We start from the raw sequence: 25,136 nt of genomic DNA, 5'->3' as shown, positions 1-25,136 counted from the left end.
GGCGACCCCGGTCGGTCCGCCCGGGAGGCCGGCATGACGACCGTGGGCATGGTCGGGCTCGGGATCATGGGCTCGGCGATGGCCGGCCACCTGCTGGCCCGCGGCCGTGCCGTCGTCGGGTACGACGTCGACCCCGGCCGGGTGCACGAGCTGGTCGCGGCCGGCGGCACCGCCGCGGCCTCGGCCGGCGAGGTGGCGGGGGCGGCGGACCTGGTCCTCACCTCGCTGCCCACGGCCGACGCCGCGCGGGAGGTGGTCGCCGGGCTGGCGGACGCCGGGCACCCGGGGCTGGTCGTGGCGGAGACCTCCACGCTGCCCCACGAGGTCAAGGAGGCGTGCCGCGCCCGGCTCGCCGACGCCGGAGGCGTGCTCCTGGACTGCCCGCTGAGCGGCACCGGCGCGCAGGCCCTCGAGCGGGACGTGGTCGTCCTGGGCAGCGGCGACGAGGCGGCCTTCGAGCGGATCCGCCCGGTCCTGGAGACCGTCGCCCGCTCGGTGCGGTACCTGGGGCCGTTCGGCAACGGCTCGACGATGAAGCTGGTCGCCAATCTGCTGGTGGCCGTGCACAACGCCGCGACGGCCGAGGCGTTCGCGCTCGGCGAGGCCGCCGGGCTGGACGCGCAGCTGCTCTACGACACGATCCGGGACGGTGCGGGCAACTCGGTGATCTTCGAGAAGCGCGGCCGGCTGATGGTCGACCGGACCTACGAGCCGGCCACGGCGAAGGTCTCCATGTTCGTCAAGGACGTCGGCGTCATCGCCGAGTTCGCCGACCGGCTCGGCCTGGACACCCCGGTGCTCGCCGCCGTCCGCCCGCTCTACGACCGCGCCGTCGAGCTCGGCCTGGCCTCCGCCGACGCGGCGGCGCTGCTCGAGGTGCTGGGCGCCGGCAACCACCGATCGAGGGAGGAGCCCCGATGATCACGCTGGAGCAGGCCGAGGTGGTGGCCTCGGCGACGCTCGCGCACGGGCGGTCGATCAGCGCGGCACCACTGACCGTCGCCGTGCTGGACGCCGGAGGGCACCTGGTCACCCTCAAGCGCGAGGACGGCTCGGGGATCCTGCGCCCCCAGATCGCCACGGCCAAGGCCTACGGCGCCCTCGGGATGGGGTTGAGCTCCCGCGAGCTGGGCGTGCGCGCCGAGCGGCAGCCGGTGTTCTTCACCGCGCTGGCCGCCGTCGCCGACGGCCGGTTCGCGCCGGCCGCGGGCGGCGTCCTGGTGCGCACGCCCGGCGGCCGGGTCGTCGGTGCGGTGGGGGTCAGCGGCGACGTCTCCGACGTCGACGAGGTCTGCGCGCTCGCCGGGGTGGCGGCGTCGGGCCTGCTCTCCGACCCCGCCGCGCCGGAGGACGGGGTGTCCGCGCCGCCCGCCGGCAGCGGCCGGTGAAGGCCGCGCCCTTCGACCTCGTGCGCGCGGAGACCGTGGCCGACGCGCTGGCCGCGCTGGGCTCGGCGGAGGACGCCCGGGTCCTGGCCGGCGGGCAGAGCCTGGTGCCGGTCATGGCGCTGCGCCTGGCCACCCCCGCCCTGCTGGTGGACATCACCCGGTGCCCGGAGCTGCGCACCTCCCGGCGGGCGGACGGCGTCCTGACCGTCGGCGCCGCGGTGACCGACCGGGAGCTCGAGCTGGACCCGGAGGTGGCCGCCGCCCACCCGCTGCTGGTCCGCACCCTCGGGCTGGTCGCGCACCCGGAGATCCGGGCCCGCGGCACGCTGTGCGGCTCGCTGGCCCACGCCGACCCGGCGGCCGAGCTGCCCGCGCTGCTGCTGGCCACCGACGGCGAGGTGGAGGTCGACGGGCCCGCCGGCCGGCGCCGGGTGGCCGCCGCCGACTTCCTCACCGGGCCGTTCGGCACCGCCCTGGGAGAGGGCGAGATGGTCGTCGCCGCGCGGCTGCCGCTGCCGGCGCCGGGGTCGGCCTGGACCGTGGACGAGATCTCCCGCCGGCGCGGCGACTTCGCCCTCGCCGGGGTGGTCTGCGGGCTCGAGCGCGACGACGCCGGCCGCTGCTCGCGGGCCCGGGTGGCGCTGTTCGGCGTGGCCGGGACGCCGGTCCGGGCCGTCGGCGCGGAGCAGGTGCTCGTGGGGGAGGAGCCGACCCCCGCCGTCGTCGACGCGGCCGCCGCGGCCGCGTTCGACGGCGTGGAGGTGGTCGGCGACGAGGTGCACGCCTCGGCCGGCTACCGGCGGGAGGCCGGCCGGGCGCTGGTCCGGCGGGCGCTGGCCACCGTCGCGGGGCAGGCGACGTGACCGGGGAGCCGGTGCGCGTGCGGCTGGAGGTGAACGGCCGGCGCGAGTCGGGGTCGCCCGAGCCGCGGACGACGCTGGCCGACTTCCTCCGCGGGGAGCTCGGGCTGACCGGCACCCACGTCGGCTGCGAGCAGGGCGTCTGCGGGGCGTGCACCGTCGTCCTCGACGGGGTCGCGGTGCGCAGCTGCCTGGTGTTCGCGGTGCAGGCCGACGGGTGCGCGGTGGAGACCGTGGAGGGCCTCGGCGGGGAGGGGATGCACCCGCTGCAGCGCGCCTTCTGGGAGCGCTCGGCGGTGCAGTGCGGGTTCTGCACCCCGGGGCTGCTGATGACCGCGCTGGTGGCGCTGCGCGAGCGGACCGACTGGGACCGCGCGGCGCTGCGCGAGCGGCTCGGCGGCAACCTGTGCCGCTGCACCGGCTACCAGACCGTCGTCGACGCCGTCCTGGCCGCCGCGGCCGAGCTGCCGGAGGCCGGCCGGTGAGCGCGCCGCGGTACGTCGGGCAGCGGGTGCTCCGCAGCGAGGACCCGCGGCTGCTGGCCGGGCGGGGCCGGTTCGTCGACGACGTCGACGAGCCGCGGCAGGCGGTGGTCGCGTTCGTCCGGTCGCCGATCGCCGCGGGGCGGATCGTGCGGGTCGACACCGCCGCGGCGGAGGCGGCGCCCGGGGTGGTCGCGGTGCTCACCGCGGCCGACCTCGCCCCGCTCTGCCCGGCCTGGCGGGGACTGCTGTCCTGGCCGGGCATGGTCGCCGGGGAGCAGACGGCGCTGGCCGCCGGCGTCGTCCGGCACGTCGGGGAGCCGGTCGTGCTGGTGGCCGCGGGCAGCCGCGCCGAGGCCGAGGACGCCGCCGAGCTCGTCGTCGTCGACTACGAGGAGCTGCCCGCGGTGCTCGACCCGGTCGAGGCGCTGGAGCCGGGTAGCCCGCTGGTGCACGAGGACCTCGGCACCAACCTCTGCTTCGCCGCCCCGTTCGGCAGCGGCGACGTCGACGCGGCCTTCGCGCGGGCCGCCGCCGTGGTCGAGGTCGCGGTGCAGACCGGCCGGCACACCGCCGTCGCCCTCGAGCCCCGCGGGGTGCTGGCCGCCTTCGACCGCGACGAGCGCACGTTGACCGTGCGGGTGTCCACGCAGGCGCCGCAGATGCTGCAGACCCTCTACGCGCGGCTGCTGGACCTGCCGGAGAACTCCGTCCGTGTCGTGACCGAGCACGTCGGCGGCGCGTTCGGGATGAAGGCGTTCGTCTACCCCGACGAGATGGCGGTCGTCGCCGCCGCGGTGCTCCTGGGCCGGCCGCTGAAGTGGACCCAGGACCGGTTCGAGGCGCTGCAGTCCGACACCCAGGCGCGCGACGAGCGGGTCACCGCCGCGCTCGCCGTGGACGCGGACGGGCGGATCCTGGGGCTGCGCGCCGAGGTGGTCTCCGACGCCGGGGCGTACTCGATGCTGCCGCGCGGCTGCGTCACCGAGGGCGTCCAGGTCGCGACGATCATGCCCGGGCCCTACCGGGTGCCGGCCAGCGCCGCCTCGCTGCGCGTGGTGTTCACGAACAAGACCCCGCTCGCGGTCTACCGCGCGGTCGGGCACCCGCCGGCGATCCTGGTCATGGAGCTGCTGGTGGACGAGGCGGCGCGGGAGCTGGGGCTGACCGCCGCGGAGATCCGGCGGCGCAACCTGCTGCGCCCTGAGGACCTGCCCTACACCTCGCCGACCGGCAACGTGTACGACTCCGGCTCGCACCTGGAGTCCCTGGAGCGGGCCGTCGCGCTGCTCGGGGACGGGCTGGAGGAGCGGCGGCGGGACGCCGAGCGGCGCGGCTGCCTGCTCGGCGTGGGGCTCGCCGCGTTCGTCGAGCTCTCCGCCCCCGGGGCGATGTTCTACGGCGCCAAGGGCGCGCCGATCACCGCCCACGACCAGGTCGAGGTCACCGTCCAGCCCGACGGGTCGGTCACCGTGCTGCTGGGCACCCCCGGCCAGGGGCAGGGGCTGCACACCACGGCCGCGCAGGTGGTGGCCGACGGGCTCGGCGTCCGCCTGGACGACGTCCGGGTGGTCTCCGGCGACACCCGCGTGGTGCCGCACGGCAGCGGCGTGTGGGCCAGCCGGTCGGCCGTCGTCTCGGTCGGGGCGGCGCACACCGCGGCGGTGGAGGTGCGCCGACGGCTGCTCGTCCTGGCCGGGCACCTGCTGGAGGCCGACCCGGACGACCTGGAGCTCGCCGACGGCGTGGTGGGGGTCCGCGGGGTCCCCGGTGCCGGGACGCCGCTGCGCGAGGTGGCCGCCGCGGCGTACTGGGGCACCCACCGGCTGCCCTCGGAGGTCGAGGTGGGCCTGGGCGCCGTGGGGTCCTACGCCGGACCGCCGTACACGTTCAACAACGGCGTGCACGTGGCCGTCGTCGAGGTGGAGCGGGCCACCGGCCTGGTCCGCGTCGTCGACTACGCCGTGGTCGAGGACTGCGGGGTGCTGGTCAACCCCGACGTCGTCGACGGCCAGATCCGCGGCGGCGTCGCCCAGGGGCTGGGCGGGGCGCTGCTGGAGCGGGTGGTGTACGACCCGATCGGCCAGCCGCTGACCTCCACCCTGCTCGACTACCTCGTGCCGACCGCCGTCGACCTGCCCGACATCCGGATCGAGCACATCGAGACGCCGGCCCCCACCACCACGCTGGGCACCAAGGGCGTCGGCGAGGCGGGGACCGCGGGGGCGCCGGCCGCGCTCCACTGCGCGGTCAACGACGCGCTGTCCAGGGCGGGGGCGCGGGTGTGGCAGCAGCCGATCCGCCCGGAGGAGGTGCTCGCCGCGCTCGCGGCGGCGCGCTGAGGGCCGCCTCGGCGCTCAGCCGTTGCGCGGGCGGTCGACGGTGGCCCGGCGGACCAGGCTGGTGGCGAACACCTGCTCGCGGCCGGGGCCGAGCTCGCCGGTGTGCTCGATGCGCTCGGCCAGCATCCGGGCCGCCGCGCGGGCCATGTCGCCGATCGGCTGGCGGAGCGTGGTCAGCTGGAAGACCTCCCAGGCCGCCATCGGGATGTCGTCGAAGCCCAGGATCGAGACGTCGTCGGGGACGCGGACGCCGAGGGACAGCGCCGCGTCGATCGCGCCGAAGGCCACCACGTCGTTGCCGCAGACGATGGCGGTCGGCGGCTCCGGCAGCCGCAGCAGCTCGCGGGTGTGCTGGTAGCCGCTCTGGTGGGAGTAGGTGCCCTCGTGCACCAGGGCCGGGTCCAGGCGCAGCCCCGCCCCGGTCAGCGCGTCGATGAGGCCCGCCCGCCGGTCCCGGCTGGTCGAGGTGTTCGACGGGCCGCTGATGGCCGCGATCCTGCGGTGCCCGAGCTCGAGCAGGTGCCGGCCGCCGACCACCGCCCCGCCGTGGTTGTCGCTGATCACCCGGTCGACGTCCAGGCCGTCGATGTACCGGTTGAGCAGGACCGTCGGCAGCCCCCGGCGCTGCAGCTCGACGGCGAAGCGGGAGCCCAGCGTCGCGGTGGTGACCAGCACCCCGTCGATGGAGCGGTCCAGCAGCCGCTGGAGGGTCTCCTGGCCGGCCAGGTTGTCGGTCCGCTCGGTGAGCAGGACCACCCGGTAGCCGAGCAGCTGCAGCTCGTCGTAGATCGGGGTCAGCAGCGACGGGAAGAACGGGTTGGTCAGGTCGGAGACGACGACCGCGACGGTGCGGGTGGACCGGGAGACCAGGCTGCTGGCCAGCGAGTTGGGCACGTAGCCCAGCCGCCGGGCGGCCTGGTCGACCCGCCGCCGGGTCTCCTCCCGCACCCGGGGGTCACCCCGCAGTGCCCGGGAGACCGTCGACTGCGACACCCCGGCCGCCCGGGCCACGGTCCAGCTGGTCGGTGGGGTCTCCGGCGTGTGGCGGTCCCGGGTCCCGGGAGGGGACAGCGGGGACGGCGGGCCGGCGGGATCGTCGGTCGGGTCGAGCGCCGAGGACCCGGCGGTCACCGGTCGGCCCCGTGCGGGCGGGCCGTGCCGGTGCAGGCGGTGGACATGGTCTTCCCCCTCGGGTCGTGCGGGTGACGGTGGCCGGACGGCGTCGGGCATCGCGGCCTCACCGTCCGGGCGCACCGCACGGTGGTGTGGAGTTCCAGGGTGCCGCGCCCCGCTGCCGGCCCGCGGGGGCCAACGTCCCGCGGGCAGCGGGGCGCGCTGCCCGCGGGACGTCGAGGCGCGGGCCGTCAGACGGCCGCGGCGACCTGGGGAGTCATGGCCTTCATCTTCTCCAGCCGGGCGAGCACCTCGGCCTGGAGGGTGGCGACCGCGGGGTCGGACTGACGGCGCGGGCGCGGCAGGTCGATGGTGATGTCCTCGTAGATCCGGCCACCGGGCTGCAGCACGATGATCCGGTCGGAGAGCTCCACGGCCTCGACGACGTCGTGGGTCACGAAGACGACGGTCTTCTTCGACTGCGACCAGATGTCCTGCAGCTGGGCGCGCAGCCCGCGGGCGGTGATCGCGTCGAGGTGGCTGAACGGCTCGTCCATGATCAGCAGGTCCGGCTCCACGGCGAAGGCCCGCGCGATGCCGACCCGCTGCTGCATGCCGCCGGAGAGCTGGCCCGGGTAGAAGTCGCCGTGCTTGCCCAGGCCGACCATGTCCAGGTACTTGTCGACCCGCTTGCCGGTGACCTCGTCGTCCTTGTCCTGGACGTACATCATGTTCTTCCGCACCGAGCGCCAGGGCAGCAGGCGCGGGTCCTGGAACACGTAGCCCAGGCGGGCCGGCCGCCCCTCGTCGCTGGTGACCGAGATGTCCCCGGAGGTGTGCGTCTCGACCCCGGAGATGATGTTGAGCAGGGTGCTCTTGCCGCAGCCGGACGGGCCGACGATCGACACGAAGGTCTGGCCGCGGACGTCGAAGCTGATGTGGTCGAGGACGCGGTTGCTGCGGGCGGTGCCCGCGCCGAAGGTCTTGCAGAGGTCGTTCACCGTCAGGACGGCCATGTCAGTGCCTCTCGGATGTGGGGGCCAGCTGAGGTCTTGGGAGGGGTGGGGGGGGGGGGGGGGGGGGGGGCGGCCCCCGCCGGCCCGCGGGGCGGGGCCCCCCCCCCCCCCCCCCCCCCCCCCCACCCCCCCCCCCACCGCCCGCGCTCCCCCCCCCCCCCCACCACCCCCCCCCCCCCCCCCCCCCCCCCCCCCCCCCCCCCCCCCCCCTCGTGCGCGTCGTCCGTCAGGCGCTGACGGTCCAGGTGTCGCCGCCGGCCAGGATGGCGTCGAGGTCGGCCGGCGACTGCGTCCGGGCCTCCTCGATCTGCTCGGCCATCATCCGGTCGTAGGTCGGCTTCTGCACCGCCCGGAAGACGCCCATCGGCGTGTAGCGCAGGTCCTGGCTGGACAGCCGCGACAGCGCGAAGGCGTAGGACGGGTCCTGGCGCGTGGCGTCGTGCACCACGATGTCCTCGGCGGCCACCTGGTTGGTCTCGGCGATGCGCAGCCCGCCGAACTCGTCGCGGACCACGCAGGACGCGCCCTCCGGACCGAACACCAGCGGCTTGCCGTGCTCCAGCGGGATCGACCACTGCGTCCCGGTGGTCGGGTCCTTGAGCAGGTCGAAGGCGCCGTCGTTGAAGATGTTGCAGTTCTGGTAGATCTCCACCAGCGCCGTGCCCTGGTGCTCGGCGGCCTGCCGCAGCACGTCGGTGAGGCCCTTGCGGTCGGAGTCCATCGCCCGGCCCACGAAAGTCGCGTCGGCCCCGATGGCCAGGGACACCGGGTTGAACGGGTGGTCCAGGGAGCCCATCGGCGTGGACTTGGTGACCTTGCCGACCTCGCTGGTGGGCGAGTACTGGCCCTTGGTGAGCCCGTAGATCCGGTTGTTGAACAGCAGGATCTTCAGGTTCACGTTGCGGCGCAGCGTGTGGATCAGGTGGTTGCCGCCGATCGACAGCGCGTCGCCGTCCCCGGTCACGACCCAGACCGACAGGTCCGGGCGCGAGGCGGCCAGGCCGGTGGCGATCGCCGGGGCGCGGCCGTGGATCGAGTGCATCCCGTAGGTGTTCATGTAGTACGGGAAGCGCGACGAGCAGCCGATGCCCGAGACGATGACCATGTCCTCGCGCGCGATGCCGAGGGTGGGCAGGAAGCTCTGGACCGCGTTGAGGATGACGTAGTCACCGCACCCGGGGCACCAGCGGACCTCCTGGTCGGTCTTGAAGTCCTTGGCCTTCAGCGCGGTCTGCTTCTCGCCCTGGCTCTCGAGGGAACGGGCGATGGCGTCCGCGATGGGACCTTCGGCCGGCATGCCGAGGTCGATGGTGGTCACTGGGTGCCTCCGGTGGTGGAGTCGATGACGTCCTGGATGACCGCGGCGAGCTCGGCGGCCCGGAAGGGCAGCCCGCGCACCTGCGTGTGGCTCTGGACGTCGACGAGGTACTTGGCGCGCAGGAGCAGGGCCAGCTGCCCCATGTTCATCTCGGGGCAGACCACCTGGTCGTAGCGGCGCAGGACGTCCCCGAGGTCGGCCGGCATCGGGTTGAGGTGGCGCAGGTGGATCTGTGCGACCGAGCGGCCCGAGCTGCGGATCCGACGGCAGGCGGCCCCGATCGGGCCGTAGGTCGAACCCCAGCCGATCACGGCGACACGGGCGTCGCCGTCGGGGTCGTCGACCTCGGTGGGCGGCAGGGTGGCCGCGATGCCGTCGACCTTGGCCTGGCGCAGCCGGGTCATCAGGTCGTGGTTGGCCGGGTCGTAGGAGATGTTCCCGGTCTTGTCCGCCTTCTCCAGGCCGCCGATCCGGTGCTGCATCCCGGCCGTGCCCGGGATCGCCCACGGGCGGGCGAGGGTCTCGGGGTCGCGCAGGTAGGGGAGGAACTCGCCGTCCTCGCCGTTGGGCTCGGTGGCGAACTCGACCCGCAGGTCCGGCAGCGCCTCGATGTCCGGGATCTGCCACGGCTCGGCCCCGTTGGCCAGGTAGCCGTCGGACAGCAGGATCACCGGGGTGCGGTAGGTCAGCGCCATCCGCGCCGCCTCCAGCGCCGCGTCGAAGCAGTCGGCGGGGGAGCGCGGTGCGATCACCGGCAGCGGCGCCTCGCCGTTGCGGCCGAACATGGCCTGCAGCAGGTCCGACTGCTCGGTCTTGGTGGGCAGCCCGGTGGAGGGCCCGCCGCGCTGCACGTCGACGACCACCAGCGGCAGCTCGGTCATCACCGCGAGGCCGATCGCCTCGGACTTCAGCGAGATCCCCGGCCCGGACGTCGTCGTGACGCCCAGCGCGCCGCCGAAGGACGCGCCGATCGCCGAGGCGACGCCGGCGATCTCGTCCTCGGCCTGGAAGGTCCGGACGCCGAAGGCCTTGTGCCGGGACAGCTCGTGGAGGATGTCCGACGCCGGCGTGATCGGGTAGGCGCCGAGGAAGACCGGCAGGCCCGACCGCTGCCCGGCGGCCACGATGCCGAGCGCCAGGGCCTGGTTGCCCGAGATGTTGCGGTAGCGCCCCGGGGCCATCGGCGCGGGCTTGATCTCGTAGGAGACCGCGAAGGCCTCCGTCGTCTCGCCGTAGTTGTAGCCGGCCCGGAAGGCGGCGATGTTGGCCGCGGCGATCTCGGGCTTGCGGCGGAACTGGCGCTCGAGGAAGCGGATCGTCCCCTCGGTGGGCCGGTGGTACATCCAGCTCAGCAGGCCGAGGGTGAACATGTTCTTGCTGCGCTCGGCCTCCTTCTTGCCGAGGCCGGAGTCGGCGAGCGCGTCCAGGGTCATGCTCGTCAGCGGCACGCTCACCAGCTGCCAGCCGTCGAGGGAACCGTCCTCGAGCGGGCTGGTGGCGTAGCCGACCTTGGCCAGGTTGCGCGGGGTGAACTCGTCGGAGTCGACGATCAGCAGCCCGCCGCCGGGCAGGTCGGAGAGGTTGGCCTTCAGCGCGGCCGGGTTCATGGCGACCAGCACGTCCGGCGCGTCGCCCGGGGTCATGATGTCGTGGTCGGCGAAGTGCAGCTGGAAGGAGCTGACGCCCGGCAGGGTCCCCGTCGGCGCGCGGATCTCGGCGGGGAAGTTGGGCAGCGTCGACAGGTCGTTGCCGAACGACGCCGTCTCGCTGGTGAACCGGTTCCCGGTCAGCTGCATGCCGTCGCCGGAGTCGCCGGCCAGCCGGATGACGACCCGGTCCAGCTCGACGACGCTCTTGACGAAGGGCGCCGTGCTGCCCGCCGATCCGGCGGTCTGGGGCGGGTTGGTCGTGGTCATCAGTGGGTGCACCTCCACCGGCCGAGGTTACGTGTCCGTCACAACCCGCGGTCCGGCTGTTGGGCTGACGGTCGGAGAGCGCCGGGCCGGACCCGGCTGCCGAGAGGCGCAACCCCCGCTCCGGCGTCGCCATTCCGTGACGGTGCTCGCAGGACGCGGCTCCCCGGCGCGGGGAACGGCGCCCCCCGGCGCTCCGTTGTGCGGGACGTGCAGCGCTGGAGCAACGGGCTGAAGACCGCGGTCCTCCTCGGTCTCATGGGCGGGCTGATCCTGGCCGCCGGCGCGCTGATCGGCGGGCGCAGCGGGCTGCTGGTCGCCCTCGTCGTCGCCCTGGCCGTCAACGGCTACGCGTACTTCAACAGCGACAAGCTGGCGCTGCGGGCGATGCGGGCCTTCCCCGTCACCGAGACCCAGGCGCCGGCGCTGTACTCGATCGTCCGGGAGCTGGCCACCGAGGCCCGCCAGCCGATGCCCCGGCTCTACGTGAGCCCCACCGACCAACCCAACGCGTTCGCGACCGGGCGCAACCCGCGCAACGCGGCCGTCTGCGTCACCCAGGGCATCCTCGAGCTGCTGGACCGCCGGGAGCTGCGCGGGGTGCTCGCCCACGAGCTGTCGCACGTCTACAACCGCGACATCCTGATCAGCTCGGTCGCCGGCGCGATGGCGACGGTGGTCACCTACCTCGCGCACATGGCGATGTTCGCCTCGCTGTTCGGCGGGCGGTCCGACGAGCGCGGAGGCGGCAACGCCCTCGGCAGCCTGCTGCTGGTGGTCCTCGGCCCGCTCGCGGCCGGGCTGGTGCAGATGGCGGTCAGCCGCAGCCGCGAGTACCAGGCGGACGCCTCCGGGGCCGTCCTGTCGCACGACCCGCTGGCCCTGGCCTCCGCCCTGCGCAAGATCGAGCGGGGTGCGGCCGCCCGACCCCTGCCGCAGGAGGACCGGTTGGTGACCCAGAGCCACCTGATGATCGCCAACCCGTTCCGCGGGCCGGGGCTGGCATCGCTGTTCGCCAGCCACCCGCCGATGCCGCAGCGCATCGCCCGGCTCGAGCAGCTCGCCCGCGAGCTGGGGTGACGGCACCCTGCCAGGGGAGGAGGACCCCCTCGCCCCCCACCCCTCGTTCCTCGGGGCGGGCCCCTGCGAGGGGGCCTCTTCAGCCGCTCAGCGGTAGTTGTCGAACTGCAGGGCGACGTCGAGGTCCTTGCCCCGCAGCAGTTGCTGGACGGCCTGGAGGTCGTCCCGCTTCTTGCCGCTGACCCGAAGCGAGTCGCCCTGGATCTGCGCCTGCACGCCCTTCGGCCCCTCGTCCCGGATGATCTTGGCGATCTTCTTGGCGGTGTCCGACTCGATGCCCTGCTTGATGCGGGCGGAGATCTTGTAGCCCTTGCCGGAGGACTGCGGGTCGTCGGCGTCGAGGGACTTCAGCGAGATCTTGCGCTTGACCAGCTTGTCCTTGAACACGTCGAGGGCGGCGGTGACCCGCTCCTCGGTGTCGGCCTGCAGGGTGACGCCCTCCTCGCCGGCCCACGCGATGCTGGCGTTGGTGCCACGGAAGTCGAAGCGCTGGGTGAGCTCCTTGGCGGCCTGGTTGAGCGCGTTGTCGACCTCCTGGCGGTCGACCTTGCTCACCACGTCGAAGGACGAGTCGGCCATCTGTGGGTGCTCCTCTCGGTCCGCCGTCCACGCGGGGTGCCTGGTGGGGGCGGCGGTGTCGTCTTGTACGCTCTTCCGGTACCACCACGGCGGGTTGCCCGAGTGGCCAATGGGAGCGGACTGTAAATCCGTCGGCTTAGCCTACGAAGGTTCGAATCCTTCACCCGCCACAGGTACGTCGCAGGCCCCCGACCTCCACCGAGGTCGGGGGCCTGCGTGCTTCCCCGGCCGGCCCGCGTCAGGCGGTGGCCGGAGCCCGGGCGCTGGCGACGGCGGTCCGGTCGAGCGGCTCCCCGCCGAGGAAGAGCCAGCCGAAGGCGATCTCGACCCGGCGGGTGCAGTGCACGGTGACCTCCACCCCGTCGGTCTCGGTCGACCACGCGTCGAGCGGCGTCCGGCCGTCGGCGAGCTGGTCGGCGACGGCGGCCTGCGTGCTGGCGAGGGTGAGCGGCAGCGTCGTCCCCAGCCCGGTGGCGTAGACCGCGGCCTCGTCCGTGGCGTTGGCGGCGGCGAGCGCCGCTCCGTCGCAGACGGCCTGCACCTCCTGCTGCTCGAGGAAGGCGTCGGACGCCGCGATCGCGCCGAAGGCCATCAGCGCCGCGACCAGCCAGCAGACCAGCACCAGCGGCAACGTGGAACCGCGTTCGGCCTCCTGCTCGTCGCGTCGCACGGCGGGGAGCGCAGGGCGCGTCGCGCGCAGTCCACGGCCTGTGGACTGCGCTGTGGACGGCTGTGGACGAGGCGTCGGGAGGGCCGGTGCGGGGCTCCGCCGCCTGTGGATCGCGGGCGACACGCCCTCCACTGTCGCGGTCGGCGTCCCGGTGGGCACAGGAGTCTCACCCGTTCCGGTGGTCACGCCAACAGGTGACACAGTGGCAGATCGCGCTACGCAGAGTGACGGCATGACGGTTCGTCACTCGGTCGTGATCTTCCGTGCTTGTCCGGATCGGGTGACGGGCAGCAATCTCTCGGGCGCGGTCCGTACCGAACGACGCTCTGCCCCCGCGCCTGGGTGACTGCCGCACATCTGTGCAGTCCTTCATGCCTGAGGAGGCGTCATGAACACGCAGCGTGGAGCCAAGTGGGGTCGCGGAGCCAAGTGGGGTCGCGGGGCCAAGTGGGGTCGCGGGGCCAAGTGGGGCTGCTGAGTACCCGCTAGACATCCCCACGGGGCAGTTGGTCCGGCGGCGGACCGGCTGCCCCGTTCGGGTTGGTGGCGCTCCCTTCCCGGCGAATTCCGCTGTTAGCCTCGGCGCGCTCTCCTCCCCTTCCCCAGAATCCGGGTGACGTTGGCCAGTCCCGAGCCGCGCGCGCCGTTGCCACGGGCCGCCGCGCCACTCCATCCGTGGGCCATCGCGGCAGGCGGTGTCCTGCTCGCGGTGGTCGTCGCCGTCCTCGTGTTCCCCCGGGCGACCACGGCGTTCGAGCCGCTGCCCTTCCTGCTCGTCGCCATCGCGTTCTTCGTGACCGAGACCGTCTCCCTGCAGATCGAGTTCCGCCGGCAGACCTATCTGTGGTCGGTGAGCGAGCTGGCCATGACCCTCGCCCTGGTCGAGGTGGGCGGTCTCTGGGCGGCCGTCGCCCGGGTCCTGGGTCTGGGCGCCAGCCTGGCCGTGCAGCGCTACGCGCCGGCCAAGGCCGTGTACAACCTCGCGGTCGCCGTGGTGGAGATGGCCGTGGCCGCCGCCGTCCTCGAGATCCTGCCCGTGGGCGAGCTCACCGCGCCGATCACCTGGTTCGCCCTCATCCTCGCCGTCCTGGCGGCCGACGTCGTCGGCACCTCGCTCGTGGTCACCGCCATCCGGCTCAGCGGTGGCGACCCCGGCCGGCAGTTCTGGCAGGAGCAGTTGCTGCCGATCGCCGTGGTCGGGCCGTTCGCGGTCTCCGTGGCCGTCGTCGCGCTGCTGCTGACCTCGCTGACGGTGTGGTCCGGGGTGCTCATGCTCCCCGCGGCCGCGGCCGTCATCCTGCTGTTCCGGCGGTTCGCGGCCGTGGCGCGCGAGAGCAAGCGGCTGGAGCGGGTGTACGAGTTCGCCCGTCGCGTCGAGGGCGTCGCGCCGGACGAGGAGGGCACCTTCCAGATCGTCGACGCCGTCCGGGAGCTGCTCAACGCCGAGCGCGTCGCCCTGTGGCTGCCCCCGTACCTGGACGAGGGGCCCCAGCTCGTCGTCGCCGCCGAGGACGGCCGCTCCTGGTACGACGGCCCCGGCGACCCCGACGACCTCATCCGCCGGCGGGCCACCGACGGGTCGAACGACGGCCCGCTGCTGGTGAGCCTCGCCCGCGCGACCGAGACCGAGGCCGCTGCCCTGGCCCGGCGCGGCGCCCGTGACCTGCTCGCCGCGCCGGTCGCCACCGCCGCCGGCGAGCCCGGCTACCTCGAGGTCTGCGACCGGCGCAGTGACGTGATGACCTTCGGCGGCGGCGACCGCTCCGCGCTGGACTCCATGCTCACCCACGTCAACGCGGCGATCCGGCAGCAGCAGCTGCTGACCCAGATCCGCTACGACGCCGACCACGACCGGCTCACCGGCCTGCCCAACCGGCAGCGCCTCGCCGTGGAGATCGACGCGCTGCTGGCCGCCGACCCGGTCGGCGGCCGGGTGGGCCTGATCCTCGCCGCGCTGGACAACTACACCGAGGTCACCGACACCCTCGGGCACGCGGCCAGCGACGAGCTGCTGCTGGTGACCGCCGGCCTGCTCCGGGAGCACGCGCCACCGCAGGCCCTCGTCGCGCGGATGGAGGGCGAGCAGTTCGCCGTCCTGCTGCCCGGCCTGTCCCTGGCGGCCACCGAGCGCGCCGCCCGCCGGCTGCGGGAGGCGACCTCGACCCGCGCCCGGGTCGCGGGGCTGGACCTGGAGGTCACCCTCTCCATCGGCGTGGCCGCGGCGCCGGTCCACGGCAACGACGCCGGCACCCTCATGCAGCGGGCCGACGTCGCCCTGCTCGCCGGCTCCGGCTCCAGCGGGATCGCCAGCTACCACCCGGTGCTCGACCAGCAGAGCCTGCGCCGCCTGCAGCTGGGCACCGAGCTCGAGCAGGCCATGGCCGACGGGCAGATCAGCGTGGTCTTCCAGCCGATCATCGACGCGCGATCCTCCGACATCGTCTCGGTGGAGACGCTGGTGCGCTGGGCCCACCCCCGCTACGGCGCCATCGCGCCGGACGACTTCATCCACCTGGCCGAGCAGATCGGCCGGATCGGCCTGCTCACCGACCACGTGCTCGACCTGGCGCTGGCCCGCTGCCGCAAGTGGCTGGACCAGGACATCGCCCTCTCGGTCGCGGTCAACCTCTCGGCGCGCTGCCTCTCCGAGCCCGACCTGGTCGACCGCGTGCGCCGGGCGCTGCGGCGGCACGGCGTCCCGGGGGAGCTGCTCACCCTGGAGCTCACCGAGGGCAGCGTCGTGGACGACTCGGTGCGCAGCAGCACCGTGCTGGCCGACCTCCACGCCCTCGGGCTGCGGCTGTCCATGGACGACTTCGGGACCGGGTACTCGTCGCTGTCCCAGCTGCGCCAGCTGCCGATCGACGAGGTGAAGATCGACAAGTCCTTCGTGCTGGGGATGTCGACCAGCCAGGGGGAGTCGTTCATCGCCCGCTCGATCATCGAGCTCGCCCACAACCTGGGGCTGCGCGTGGTGGCCGAGGGCGTCGAGGACGAGCTGACCCGCAACCTCCTGGCCGAGATGGGTTGCGACAAGCTCCAGGGCTTCCTGGTCAGCCGGCCGCTGCCCGACGACCGCCTGGAGAGCTGGATCCTCGCCCGCACCGGCGTCCGGTCCGCCGTCCCGGGCACGCCGCACCGGCGGTTGTTCGTCCGCACGTGACCGGCCGGGGGACCCCCCTGCAGCAGGCCCCTGGAGCCGTCAGGTAGAGTTCATGACGGCTCCGGCCACCGCCCCTTTAGCTCAGTCGGCAGAGCGTCTCCATGGTAAGGAGAAGGTCTACGGTTCGATTCCGTAAAGGGGCTCCGACCCACCGGTCCAGTCGCGAGACCGGGCCGCACGGGTCATCCCGGCGGTGTAGCTCAGCCAGGCAGAGCAAGCGGCTCATAATCGCTGTGTCACCGGTTCAAATCCGGTCACCGCTACTCTCGACGGACCCCGCACCCCGGGGTCCGTCGTCGTGTGGACGCCGTCCGCACGCCGGGCCCGGCAGGCCCGTCCGACAAGGCTAGGAGAACTCCGTGGCAGCCACCGACATCCGTCCCAAGATCACCCTGGCGTGCCAGGAGTGCAAGAACCGCAACTACATCACCCGCAAGAACCGGCGCAACGACCCCGACCGGCTCGAGCTGAAGAAGTACTGCCCGAAGGACCGCAAGCACACGATCCACCGCGAGACCCGCTGACGCAGCGGCCCCACGCGGGAGGAGGGCGGGAGCATGGCGCTTGATCCGACACTGGTCGGGCGCAGCTACCCGCCCTCCGCCGTCTACGAGGTCGGTCGCGAGAAGATCGCCGAGTTCGCCGCCGCGATCGGCGAGACCGACCCGGTGCACCGCGACCCCGCCGCCGCCCGCGCCGCGGGGCACCTCGACGTCATCGCCCCGCCCACGTTCGCCATCGTGCTGACCCTCTCGGCCGCCGGCGTCGTGGTCGAGGACCCGGACGTCGACCTGGACTACAGCCGCGTCGTGCACGGCGAGCAGAAGTTCACCCACCACCGCCCGATCCGCGCCGGGGACCGCCTGGTCGCCGTCCCCACGATCGAGGCGGTCCGCAGCGTCGCGGGCAACGACCTGCTCACCACGCGGGTCGACGTCGCCACCGAGGACGGCGAGCCGGTGTGCTCGGCGTCGTCGATGCTGGTCGCGAGGGGGACGGCGTGAGCGGGCAGGGGCGGGAGCCCGGCAGCGAGCGGGGGGCAGCGTGAGAGCCGCGGACGTCGCCGTCGGGACCGAGCTGCCCGAGCAGACCTACCGGGTCACCCGCGCCGACCTGGTGCGCTACGCCGGGGCCTCGGGCGACTTCAACCCGATCCACTGGAACGAGCGCGTGGCCACCGAGGTCGGCCTGCCCGGGGTCATCGCCCACGGGATGCTGACCATGGCGCTGGCCGGCCGCGCGGTCACCGCCTGGGCCGGGGACCCGGGCGCCCTGGTGGAGTACCACGTCCGGTTCGGCCGGACGGTCGTCGTCCCGGACGACGCCGACGGCGCCTCAGTCACCGTGCGCGGGAAGGTCGCCGCCCTCGGGGAGCACGGTCGCGTCCGCGTCGACCTCACGGTCACCAGCGGCGGCGAGAAGGTCCTCTCGCTGGCCCGGGCCACCGTCCAGCTGGCGTGAACGGGCGGCACCGGGCGGTCGTCGCGGCCGCCTCGGTGCTGCTCCTGGCCGGCTGCGGGACCTCCTTCGTCGACACCGTCGCCGCGGAGGGCGCTCCGCCGCCCCCGGCGGGGGAGCCCGGCAGCTGCGACCGGCGCGCGGAGCCCGACCCCGACCGACCCGTGGTGACCCTCGACGTCCGGCTGGAGGACGACCTGCGGACGGTCACCGGGACCGAGACGGTGGTCTTCACCCCCGACCGCGCCACCGACGAGCTGGTCTTCCGCCTGGTCCCGAACGCGCCCGACGCCGCCCGCGCGGGCAACCGGCTGGCCGTCGACGCCGTCCGCGGGGACGACGTCGCCGGGGGCGGCTACGAGGACGCCGGCGCCGAGGACCCCGGGGGGCTCTACGTCGTCCGGCTGGACGACGAGCTCGCGGCCGGGGACGCCACGGAGGTGGAGCTGGACTTCACGCTGACGCTGGGCCAGGGCGGCTTCGAGCGGGTCGGGACGGCCGAGGGGGTGTCCTGGTGGGCCAGCGGCGCCCCGCTGCTCGCCTGGGAGCCCGCCGTCGGCTGGGCCCGCGACCCGTTCGTCGACGTGACGGGGGAGACCGCGGTCAGCCCGGTCGCCGACACCACGATCCGCGTCTCCGCGCCCGAGGACCTCACCGTCCTCATGACCGGCGACCAGGAGGAGCCCTCCGCGCCCCGCGACGGCCGCCGCACCTGGACGTCGACCGAGCCGGTGGCGCGGGACGTCAGCGTCGCGGTGGGGGAGTTCACCACCGCCACGGCCACCACGCCCGGCGGCGTCGAGGTGACCACCGGGGTGCTGCCCGATCCACAGGTCCCCGCCGACGAGCTGGCCGGCTGGACCGTCGAGGCCATCGGCGCGCTGGAGGAGCGCTTCGGCGACTTCCCGTACGAGACGCTCACCGTGCCCCTGCTCGCCGACTACGGCGGCGGCATCGAGTACCCCAGCTCGATCCTGCTGGCCGGCGCCGACCGGGTGGTGCTGCTGCACGAGGTCGCGCACATGTGGTTCTACGGGATGGTCGGGGACTCCCAGTTCCGCGACCCCTGGCTGGACGAGGCCTTCGCCACCTACGCGGAGTCGGTGGCCTTCCCGGCGCCGGGCGTGGAGGTGGAGCAGGCGCTGCAGGTGCCCGGGGACGTCGGCTCGGCGATGGACGCGTTCACGGCCTCCGGGCCGTACTTCCGCCGGGTCTACGGCAAGGGCGGTGCCGCGCTGCTGGCCGCCCGCGAGGCCGCCGGTGCCGAGGCCTTCGACGCCGCGCTGCGCTGCTACGTCAACGCCAACGCCTGGACGATCGCCACCCCGGAGGACGTCGCCCTCGCGCTGCAGGACCTCCCCGCGGCCCTCGACGTCCTGGTGGACGCCGGGGCCCTGCAGGAGGACGACCTGCCCGGCTAGGCCCGGTCCGCCGCGAGCCTGCCCGCGGTCGGGTGGCCCCCCTGCAGGGTCCCGCCACGAGCCTGGGAGCGGCGGGACCCTGCAGGGGGGTCCTTCTCGGGGTCCGTGCTCAGTCGGCGGAGCCGAGCAGGCGCTGCATCCGGCTGACGCCCTCCACCAGGTCGTCGTCGCCCAGCGCGTAGGACATCCGCAGGTACCCGGGGGTGCCGAAGGCCTCACCGGGGACGACCGCGACCTCGGCCTCCTCGAGGATCAGCTCGGCCAGCTCGACGCTGGTGCTCGCCGTCCGCCCGGCGATCGGCCGGCCCAGCAGGCCCTTCACCGACGGGTAGACGTAGAACGCCCCCCGCGGTTCCGGGCAGGCCACGCCGGGGATCTCGCGCAGCATGGCGACGATCGTGCGGCGCCGCCGGTCGAAGGCCTCCTTCATGGTCGCCACCGCCGACAGGTCGCCGTTCAGGGCGGCGATCGCGGCCGCCTGCGAGACGTTGGCCACGTTGGAGGTGGCGTGCGACTGCAGGTTGGTGGCCGCCTTGACGACGTCGGCTGGGCCGGCGATCCAGCCGACCCGCCAGCCGGTCATCGCGTAGGTCTTGGCGACCCCGTTGACCACGACGCACCGGTCGGCCAGCTCGGGGACGACGACCGGCATGGAGGGTGCGGTGGCCCCGTCGTAGGTCAGGTGCTCGTAGATCTCGTCGGTGAGCACCCACAGCCCGTTGTCCAGCGCCCATCGGCCGATCTCCTCGACCACCTCGGGCGGGTACACCGCGCCGGTGGGGTTCGACGGCGAGCAGAACAGCAGCACCTTGGTGCGCGGCGTGCGGGCGGCCTCCAGCTGGGCGACCGACACCAGGTAGCCGCTCTCCTCGTCGGCCACGACCGGCACCGGCACGCCGCCGGCGAGGGCGATCGCCTCGGGGTAGGTCGTCCAGTACGGCGCGGGGAGCAGCACCTCGTCACCGGGGTCGAGCATCGTGGCGAACGCCTCGTACACGGCCTGCTTGCCGCCGTTGGTGACCAGCACGTTGGCCGGGGTGATGCGGAGGCCGGAGTCGCGGGCGGACTTGGCCACGATCGCCTCCTTGAGCGCCGGCAGGCCGCCCGCGGGGGTGTAGCGGTGCATGGCCGGCTGGCGGCAGGCGGTGAGGGCGGCCTCGACGACGTAGTCGGGCGTCGGGAAGTCCGGTTCGCCGGCGCCGAAGCCGATCACCGGCTTGCCCGCCGCCTTGAGCGCCTTGGCCTTCGCATCCACCGCGAGCGTCGCGGACTCGGCGATGGCGGCGATCCGGCGGGAGATCCGCCGCTGCGCTGGCGGCAGGTCGGTGGCGGGGGCAGCGGGCTCCGAGGAGGAGACGGCGGTCATGCCCTCATCGTGTCAAAGGATGGCGGCCGGGGTCGCCCCCGATCCCGGACCACCGACCCCCGGTGGCCTCGAGCACCGTCGGTGACGACGGGGGGAGGTGGCCCGCCGGCCTCCTCTCGCACGGCCTCCCTCCAGCGCCCGGCGGACCGGCCCCGGGGCGGACTCGTCGATCCCTCGGCACCCTTTCGGAGGGACGTTGGCTGAGGCCCCCGTCGGTCCCGTACACTGGCTGTCCTGGGGCAGTTGACCCCGCCACCGGCGTGCCCCGGATGCCCCCACGGGCTCGGTGCTGGCCGGGGTGGGGCGCGCGGTCCCAGGCCCGGCCCAGGGCATAGGGGTGTAGCTCAATTGGCAGAGCAGCGGTCTCCAAAACCGCAGGCTGCAGGTTCAAGTCCTGTCACCCCTGCCCGTGCCGCCGGCTCCCGCCGGCGACGTGCACGATCCGTACGACAGCACCGACCACCGACCGTCGGCCCGAGAGCAGCGGCCACCACCCACGAGGCGAGCGAGGCGCAGTGAGCGACGAGAAGCCGGGCCGCGAGGACGATCCTCGCGCGGCCTCCGACGCCGAGCTGACCGACGAGCAGCTCGACCGCGAGGCCCCGGGCGTCGACGACGCCGCCGAGCTCGAGGCCGCCGAGGCCGACGTCGCCGCCGAGGCCGAGGCCGACGAGGGCAAGGTCGTGGCCGGGCGCCCCTCGGGCGCCCGGCGCGGCAGCCGCATCACCGCGGGGGACGACGAGGACGACGACGAGCCGGTCGCCTCGCGCACCCGCAGGCCGGCCCGGGAGCGCACCGCTGCCCGTCCCGCCGGGCGGGACGCGGACGGTGCCGGCACGCGGTCGCGCGCGGCCGCGCAGCGGGCCCGCGCCGAGGAGGTCCGCCAGCGGCGCAGCATCCGCCGGTTCCTGCGCGAGGTCGTCGCCGAGCTGCGCAAGGTCATCTGGCCGGGGCGGCGCGAGCTGATCACCTACACGACCGTCGTCATCGTCTTCGTGGCCTTCATCGTGGCGCTGGTGGCCGGCCTGGACCTCCTCTTCGCCAAGGGCGTGCTCGCCGTCTTCGGCTGAGCACCGCCGCCACACCCACACGACGCCGACGAGGAAGAGACACCGTGACCGACCCCCGCGAGCCCTTCGACACCGACAGCGCCGTCGAGGGGATCGACCTCGACGACGCACGTTTCGACGTCCGCGGTGCCGCTGACGTGGAGACCGGCGCGGGGGAGCCCGGTGCCGCCGAGGGTTCCTCCGACACCGCCGACCAGGACGCCCTCACCGGCGTGGCCGACGCGGCGCCCGAGGTCGAGAGCGGCGACGCCGAGAGCCTCGTGAGCGACCCGCTGGCCGCGCCCGCGCCGTCCTCCGACCTCCCGGAGGACCAGGAGGACGAGGACCCGGCCGAGACGCTTCGCAAGGCCCTGCGGATCGCGCCCGGCGACTGGTACGTCGTCCACTCCTACGCGGGCTACGAGAACAAGGTGAAGACCAACCTCGAGTCCCGCATCCAGTCGCTGGACATGGAGGACTTCATCTACCAGATCGAGGTGCCCACCGAGGAGGTCACCGAGATCAAGAACGGCAAGCGCACGCAGGTCAACCGCAAGGTCTTCCCCGGATACCTGCTGGTCCGCATGGAGCTCAACGACGAGTCCTGGGGCGCGGTGCGCAACACCCCGGGCGTCACCGGCTTCGTGGGCGCCACCTCGCGGCCCTCGCCGCTCACCCTCGACGAGGTCGTCAAGATCCTCGCCCCGGCCGTCCAGAAGCCGGCGGCCAAGGCCGCCGAGACGACGACCACCACGGCCGCGCCGGCCGCCGTCGTCGACTTCGAGGTCGGCGAGTCGGTCACCGTCATGGACGGCCCGTTCGCCACCCTCCCGGCCACGATCAACGAGATCAACGCCGAGCAGCAGAAGCTGCAGGTGCTCGTCTCCATCTTCGGCCGGGAGACGCCGGTCGAGCTCTCGTTCAACCAGGTCCAGAAGATCTGAGGAAGGACCCCGTCGCTCCCCACCGCTCGCACTCTCGCGGCGGGGCCCTGCGACGAGGCCGTTCCACCCCGTCACGAAGAAGGAAGTCATGCCCCCCAGGAAGCGGTTGACCGCGGTCATCAAGCTCCAGATCAACGCCGGTGCGGCCACCCCCGCCCCGCCCGTGGGTCCGGCGCTCGGCCAGCACGGCGTCAACATCATGGAGTTCTGCAAGGCCTACAACGCCGCCACGGAGTCGCAGCGCGGCAACGTGATCCCGGTCGAGATCTCGGTCTACGAGGACCGCTCGTTCACCTTCGTCACCAAGACCCCGCCGGCGGCGCGCATGCTGCTCAAGGCGGCCGGCGTGGAGAAGGGCTCCGGCGAGCCGCACAAGACCAAGGTCGCCACCGTCACCCGTGACCAGGTCCGCGAGATCGCCCAGACCAAGATGGCCGACCTCAACGCCAACTCCCTCGACGAGGCCGAGAAGATCATCGCCGGCACCGCCCGGTCGATGGGCATCACCGTCCAGGGTTGACGGAAGCCGCCGCTCGGCGGCGGCGTTGTACCACCGGGTCCGGGCCACGGGCCCGACAGCACTCGTGGGAGGGCCTCTCGCCAGGCCCGCGCACCACACGACTCCCGGCCGCGCGCCGGGGGAGAGGACACACCATGGCGAAGCACGGCAAGAAGTTCCGCGAGGCGGCCGCGAAGGTCGACCGCGAGAACCTGTACTCCCCGCTGCAGGCCGCGTCCCTGGCCAAGGAGACGTCGCCGACCACCTACGACGCGACCGTCGAGGTGGCCATGCGGCTGGGCGTCGACCCGCGCAAGGCCGACCAGATGGTCCGCGGCACGGTCAACCTGCCGCACGGCACCGGCAAGACCGCCCGGGTCATCGTGTTCGCGACCGGTGACAAGGCCGCCGAGGCCGAGGCCGCCGGCGCCGACGTCGTCGGCTCGGACGACCTGATCGAGCGCATCCAGGGCGGCTTCCTGGACTTCGACGCCGCGATCGCGACCCCGGACCAGATGGCCAAGGTCGGCCGCATCGCCCGCATCCTCGGCCCGCGCGGCCTGATGCCGAACCCGAAGACCGGCACCGTCACCCCCGACGTGACCAAGGCCGTCAACGACATCAAGGGCGGGAAGATCAACTTCCGCGTCGACAAGCAGGCCAACCTGCACCTGGTCATCGGCAAGACTTCGTTCGACGAGACCAAGCTGGTGGAGAACTACGCCGCGGCGCTGGACGAGGTCCTGCGGGCCAAGCCGGCCGCGGCCAAGGGCCGGTACGTCAAGAAGGTCACCATCTCCACGACCATGGGCCCGGGCATCCCGGTCGACCCGAACCGCACCCGCAACCTGACGGTGGACGAGCCCACCGCCTGAGGAAGGACCCCGTCCCCCTCACCGCTCGCACGCTCGCGGTGAGCCTCTGGACGGGGCCAGCACCCGCACGTCACGGGGCCCCGTCGCGCACCGCGCGGCGGGGCCTCCGTCGTCCCGGGTGACGACGGCGACAGCGGCGGCCCCGCGGGCGGGTGTACCCTTGACCTCGTTCCCCCCAAGACCGCAGGTCGTCGCACGTCCGCGTGCGATCGAAGGTCCCGGATCCCGGGCGGCCCGCGCAGGAGGACGGTTCGATCGGTGAGCGCCGTGCGCCCACCCCTCGCCCCGTGCGCCCTGCGCCGGGGCGTTCCTCGTCTCCGGGCCCGGACATCGCCCGCCGTCGTGCACCGGCCGGTGGTCGCCCGACAGACGAGAGGAGGCCCATGCCCACGCAGGCGAAGGCCGCGGTGATCGACGAGATCACCGAGCGGTTCCAGTCGTCCAGCGCGGCGGTGCTCACCGAGTACCGCGGGCTGACCGTGGCCCAGCTGACCCAGCTGCGCCGTTCCCTCGGTGAGGGCAGCAGCTACGCCGTCGTCAAGAACACCCTGACGAAGCGTGCCGCGGAGCAGGTCGGCTTCGGCGACCTCGCCCCGCTGCTCAACGGGCCCACCGCGATCGCCTTCATCGAGGGCGACCCGGTGAACGCCGCCAAGGCCATCCGTGACTTCGCGCGGGCCAACCCGCTGCTCGTCGTCAAGGGTGCCGTCGTCGAGGGCCGCACCGTCGGCGCCGCCGAGGTCACCGCCCTGGCCGACGTCGAGCCGCGCGAGGTCCTGCTGGCCAAGCTGGCCGGCGCGATGAAGGGCAACCTCACCAAGGCCGCGGGTCTGTTCCAGGCCCCGCTGTCCCAGGTCGCCCGCCTGGCCGCTGCGCTGCAGGAGAAGAAGCCCGCCGAGGGCGCCGACTCCGCTGCTGCTGACACCACCCCCGCCACCGACGCTGACGCCGCCGACGCCGCGGCCAGCACCGACTGACCCCCGAAGGAGAGATCATGGCCAAGCTGTCCACCCAGGACCTGCTCGACGCGTTCAAGGAGATGACGCTGCTCGAGCTGTCCGACTTCGTGAAGCAGTTCGAGGAGACCTTCGAGGTCACCGCTGCTGCGCCGGTCGCCGTCGCGGCCGCCCCGGCCGCCGGTGGCGGCGACGGCGGTGCCCCGGCCGCCGAGGAGCAGGACGAGTTCGACGTCATCCTCGAGAGCGCCGGTGACAAGAAGATCCAGGTCATCAAGGAGGTGCGCGGCCTGACCTCGCTGGGCCTCAAGGAGGCCAAGGACCTGGTCGACGGCGCGCCGAAGCCGGTCCTGGAGAAGGTCGCCAAGGACGCCGCCGAGAAGGCCAAGGCCGCTCTCGAGGGCGCCGGCGCCACCGTCACCGTCAAGTAAGGGCCCTCGCTGCCCCCACGCCTCGCACGCGCAGGCAGCGGGACCCTGCAGCGAAGCCCCCTGCCCGGCGCCTCGTCGCCGGGTGAGCACCACCTCGCACGACCCGCAGGGGCCGTCCTCCACCCGGAGGGCGGCCCCTGCGGCGTTCGCCGGCTCCGCCCCCGAGCCCTCGCCGGTGCGCCGTCGGACCGGCGGACGGCGAGGGCGCGCCAT

24 protein-coding genes and 4 tRNA genes are annotated in these 25,136 nt (G+C 73.9%); 21 read left to right on the top strand and 7 right to left on the bottom strand.

Going from position 1 to position 25,136, the window contains the following annotated elements:
• The first annotated feature begins 33 nt into the window (after nt 1-33).
• From ACI79D_RS06740 to ACI79D_RS06720, 5 genes are read left to right on the top strand one after another with little or no spacing between them, the layout of a single operon-like run.
• Nucleotides 34-921 carry an NAD(P)-dependent oxidoreductase gene (locus ACI79D_RS06740; protein ID WP_456917557.1) on the top strand — a complete coding sequence of 296 codons (888 nt, stop codon included), beginning with the start codon at nt 34-36 and terminating at the stop codon, nt 919-921.
• A complete protein-coding gene (locus ACI79D_RS06735) occupies nt 918-1,388 on the top strand; it encodes a GlcG/HbpS family heme-binding protein (RefSeq protein ID WP_456917556.1) in 471 nt (156 codons plus the stop codon). The genes ACI79D_RS06740 and ACI79D_RS06735 overlap by 4 nt, the downstream gene beginning before the upstream one ends.
• Nucleotides 1,385-2,251 (top strand): FAD binding domain-containing protein, encoded by an 867-nt coding sequence (locus ACI79D_RS06730; RefSeq protein WP_456917555.1) that lies wholly within the window; start codon nt 1,385-1,387, stop codon nt 2,249-2,251. Before ACI79D_RS06735 ends, ACI79D_RS06730 begins: the two co-directional genes overlap by 4 nt.
• A complete protein-coding gene (locus ACI79D_RS06725) occupies nt 2,248-2,733 on the top strand; it encodes a (2Fe-2S)-binding protein (protein WP_456917554.1) in 486 nt (161 codons plus the stop codon). The genes ACI79D_RS06730 and ACI79D_RS06725 overlap by 4 nt, the downstream gene beginning before the upstream one ends.
• A complete protein-coding gene (locus tag ACI79D_RS06720; RefSeq protein WP_456917553.1) occupies nt 2,730-5,072 on the top strand; it encodes a xanthine dehydrogenase family protein molybdopterin-binding subunit in 2,343 nt (780 codons plus the stop codon). The genes ACI79D_RS06725 and ACI79D_RS06720 overlap by 4 nt, the downstream gene beginning before the upstream one ends.
• Before the next feature lie 15 nt (nt 5,073-5,087).
• Here ACI79D_RS06720 and ACI79D_RS06715 read toward each other — a convergent pair whose 3' ends face one another.
• The 4 genes from ACI79D_RS06715 to ACI79D_RS06700 all read right to left on the bottom strand — a co-directional run bounded on the left by ACI79D_RS06715 (nt 5,088) and on the right by ACI79D_RS06700 (nt 10,453).
• A complete protein-coding gene (locus ACI79D_RS06715) occupies nt 5,088-6,203 on the bottom strand; it encodes a LacI family DNA-binding transcriptional regulator (RefSeq protein ID WP_456917552.1) in 1,116 nt (371 codons plus the stop codon).
• Nucleotides 6,204-6,436: 233 nt separating this feature from the next.
• Nucleotides 6,437-7,201 (bottom strand): ABC transporter ATP-binding protein, encoded by a 765-nt coding sequence (locus ACI79D_RS06710; protein ID WP_456917551.1) that lies wholly within the window; start codon nt 7,199-7,201, stop codon nt 6,437-6,439.
• A gap of 226 nt (nt 7,202-7,427) precedes the next feature.
• Complete coding sequence (locus ACI79D_RS06705) at nt 7,428-8,519, bottom strand: 2-oxoacid:ferredoxin oxidoreductase subunit beta (protein ID WP_456917550.1); 1,092 nt, start codon at nt 8,517-8,519, stop codon at nt 7,428-7,430.
• Nucleotides 8,516-10,453, bottom strand: coding sequence for a 2-oxoacid:acceptor oxidoreductase subunit alpha (locus ACI79D_RS06700; RefSeq protein ID WP_456917549.1), 1,938 nt, complete (start codon nt 10,451-10,453; stop codon nt 8,516-8,518). The genes ACI79D_RS06705 and ACI79D_RS06700 overlap by 4 nt, the downstream gene beginning before the upstream one ends.
• 189 nt (nt 10,454-10,642) lie before the next feature.
• Between ACI79D_RS06700 and htpX the strand changes: the two genes are divergently transcribed.
• Nucleotides 10,643-11,512, top strand: a complete 870-nt coding sequence (gene htpX, locus ACI79D_RS06695) for a zinc metalloprotease HtpX (protein WP_456917548.1) — start codon at nt 10,643-10,645, stop codon at nt 11,510-11,512.
• Nucleotides 11,513-11,599: 87 nt separating this feature from the next.
• On the opposite strand, the gene ACI79D_RS06690 is transcribed toward htpX, so the two are convergent.
• A complete protein-coding gene (locus ACI79D_RS06690; RefSeq protein WP_456917547.1) occupies nt 11,600-12,091 on the bottom strand; it encodes a YajQ family cyclic di-GMP-binding protein in 492 nt (163 codons plus the stop codon).
• An 88-nt stretch (nt 12,092-12,179) separates the two neighbouring features.
• On the opposite strand from ACI79D_RS06690, the gene ACI79D_RS06685 reads away from it, so the two are divergent.
• Nucleotides 12,180-12,261 (top strand) — tRNA-Tyr (locus ACI79D_RS06685).
• Between the two features lie 68 nt (nt 12,262-12,329).
• On the opposite strand, the gene ACI79D_RS06680 is transcribed toward ACI79D_RS06685, so the two are convergent.
• A complete protein-coding gene (locus tag ACI79D_RS06680; protein ID WP_456917546.1) occupies nt 12,330-12,761 on the bottom strand; it encodes a pilus assembly protein TadG-related protein in 432 nt (143 codons plus the stop codon).
• Nucleotides 12,762-13,374: 613 nt separating this feature from the next.
• Between ACI79D_RS06680 and ACI79D_RS06675 the strand changes: the two genes are divergently transcribed.
• The 7 genes from ACI79D_RS06675 to ACI79D_RS06645 all read left to right on the top strand — a co-directional run bounded on the left by ACI79D_RS06675 (nt 13,375) and on the right by ACI79D_RS06645 (nt 18,803).
• Nucleotides 13,375-15,924, top strand: a complete 2,550-nt coding sequence (locus ACI79D_RS06675; RefSeq protein WP_456917545.1) for a putative bifunctional diguanylate cyclase/phosphodiesterase — start codon at nt 13,375-13,377, stop codon at nt 15,922-15,924.
• 70 nt (nt 15,925-15,994) lie between these two features.
• Nucleotides 15,995-16,067 (top strand) — tRNA-Thr (locus tag ACI79D_RS06670).
• 46 nt (nt 16,068-16,113) lie between these two features.
• Nucleotides 16,114-16,187 (top strand) — tRNA-Met (locus tag ACI79D_RS06665).
• A gap of 96 nt (nt 16,188-16,283) precedes the next feature.
• Complete coding sequence (rpmG, locus tag ACI79D_RS06660; protein ID WP_097205646.1) at nt 16,284-16,448, top strand: 50S ribosomal protein L33; 165 nt, start codon at nt 16,284-16,286, stop codon at nt 16,446-16,448.
• 33 nt (nt 16,449-16,481) lie between these two features.
• A complete protein-coding gene (locus tag ACI79D_RS06655) occupies nt 16,482-16,928 on the top strand; it encodes an FAS1-like dehydratase domain-containing protein (RefSeq protein WP_456917544.1) in 447 nt (148 codons plus the stop codon).
• 40 nt (nt 16,929-16,968) lie between these two features.
• Entirely contained in the window at nt 16,969-17,385 is a 417-nt protein-coding gene (locus ACI79D_RS06650; protein ID WP_456917543.1) for a MaoC family dehydratase, read from the top strand.
• Nucleotides 17,382-18,803 (top strand): M1 family aminopeptidase, encoded by a 1,422-nt coding sequence (locus tag ACI79D_RS06645; protein ID WP_456917542.1) that lies wholly within the window; start codon nt 17,382-17,384, stop codon nt 18,801-18,803. Before ACI79D_RS06650 ends, ACI79D_RS06645 begins: the two co-directional genes overlap by 4 nt.
• A 109-nt stretch (nt 18,804-18,912) precedes the next feature.
• On the opposite strand, the gene ACI79D_RS06640 is transcribed toward ACI79D_RS06645, so the two are convergent.
• Nucleotides 18,913-20,169 carry a pyridoxal phosphate-dependent aminotransferase gene (locus ACI79D_RS06640; protein WP_456917541.1) on the bottom strand — a complete coding sequence of 419 codons (1,257 nt, stop codon included), beginning with the start codon at nt 20,167-20,169 and terminating at the stop codon, nt 18,913-18,915.
• Nucleotides 20,170-20,502: 333 nt separating this feature from the next.
• Between ACI79D_RS06640 and ACI79D_RS06635 the strand changes: the two genes are divergently transcribed.
• The 7 genes from ACI79D_RS06635 to rplL all read left to right on the top strand — a co-directional run bounded on the left by ACI79D_RS06635 (nt 20,503) and on the right by rplL (nt 24,923).
• Nucleotides 20,503-20,575: transfer RNA gene (locus ACI79D_RS06635), tRNA-Trp, on the top strand.
• A gap of 109 nt (nt 20,576-20,684) precedes the next feature.
• Entirely contained in the window at nt 20,685-21,239 is a 555-nt protein-coding gene (gene secE / locus ACI79D_RS06630) for a preprotein translocase subunit SecE (protein WP_456917540.1), read from the top strand.
• Nucleotides 21,240-21,283: 44 nt separating this feature from the next.
• Nucleotides 21,284-22,162, top strand: coding sequence for a transcription termination/antitermination protein NusG (gene nusG, locus ACI79D_RS06625; RefSeq protein WP_456917539.1), 879 nt, complete (start codon nt 21,284-21,286; stop codon nt 22,160-22,162).
• Nucleotides 22,163-22,250: 88 nt separating this feature from the next.
• Nucleotides 22,251-22,682 (top strand): 50S ribosomal protein L11, encoded by a 432-nt coding sequence (gene rplK / locus ACI79D_RS06620; protein ID WP_091446692.1) that lies wholly within the window; start codon nt 22,251-22,253, stop codon nt 22,680-22,682.
• A gap of 134 nt (nt 22,683-22,816) precedes the next feature.
• Nucleotides 22,817-23,536, top strand: coding sequence for a 50S ribosomal protein L1 (gene rplA, locus ACI79D_RS06615; RefSeq protein WP_456917538.1), 720 nt, complete (start codon nt 22,817-22,819; stop codon nt 23,534-23,536).
• A 383-nt stretch (nt 23,537-23,919) separates the two neighbouring features.
• On the top strand, nt 23,920-24,513 hold the full coding sequence (rplJ, locus tag ACI79D_RS06610; protein ID WP_456917537.1) for a 50S ribosomal protein L10: 594 nt from the start codon (nt 23,920-23,922) through the stop codon (nt 24,511-24,513).
• Nucleotides 24,514-24,530: 17 nt separating this feature from the next.
• Nucleotides 24,531-24,923 carry a 50S ribosomal protein L7/L12 gene (gene rplL / locus ACI79D_RS06605; RefSeq protein WP_456917536.1) on the top strand — a complete coding sequence of 131 codons (393 nt, stop codon included), beginning with the start codon at nt 24,531-24,533 and terminating at the stop codon, nt 24,921-24,923.
• The last annotated feature ends 213 nt before the right edge of the window (nt 24,924-25,136 follow it).

The sequence above is a fragment of the Geodermatophilus sp. SYSU D00708 genome, assembly GCF_054050115.1.
This window is presented reverse-complemented; position numbering and strand designations above follow the sequence as displayed.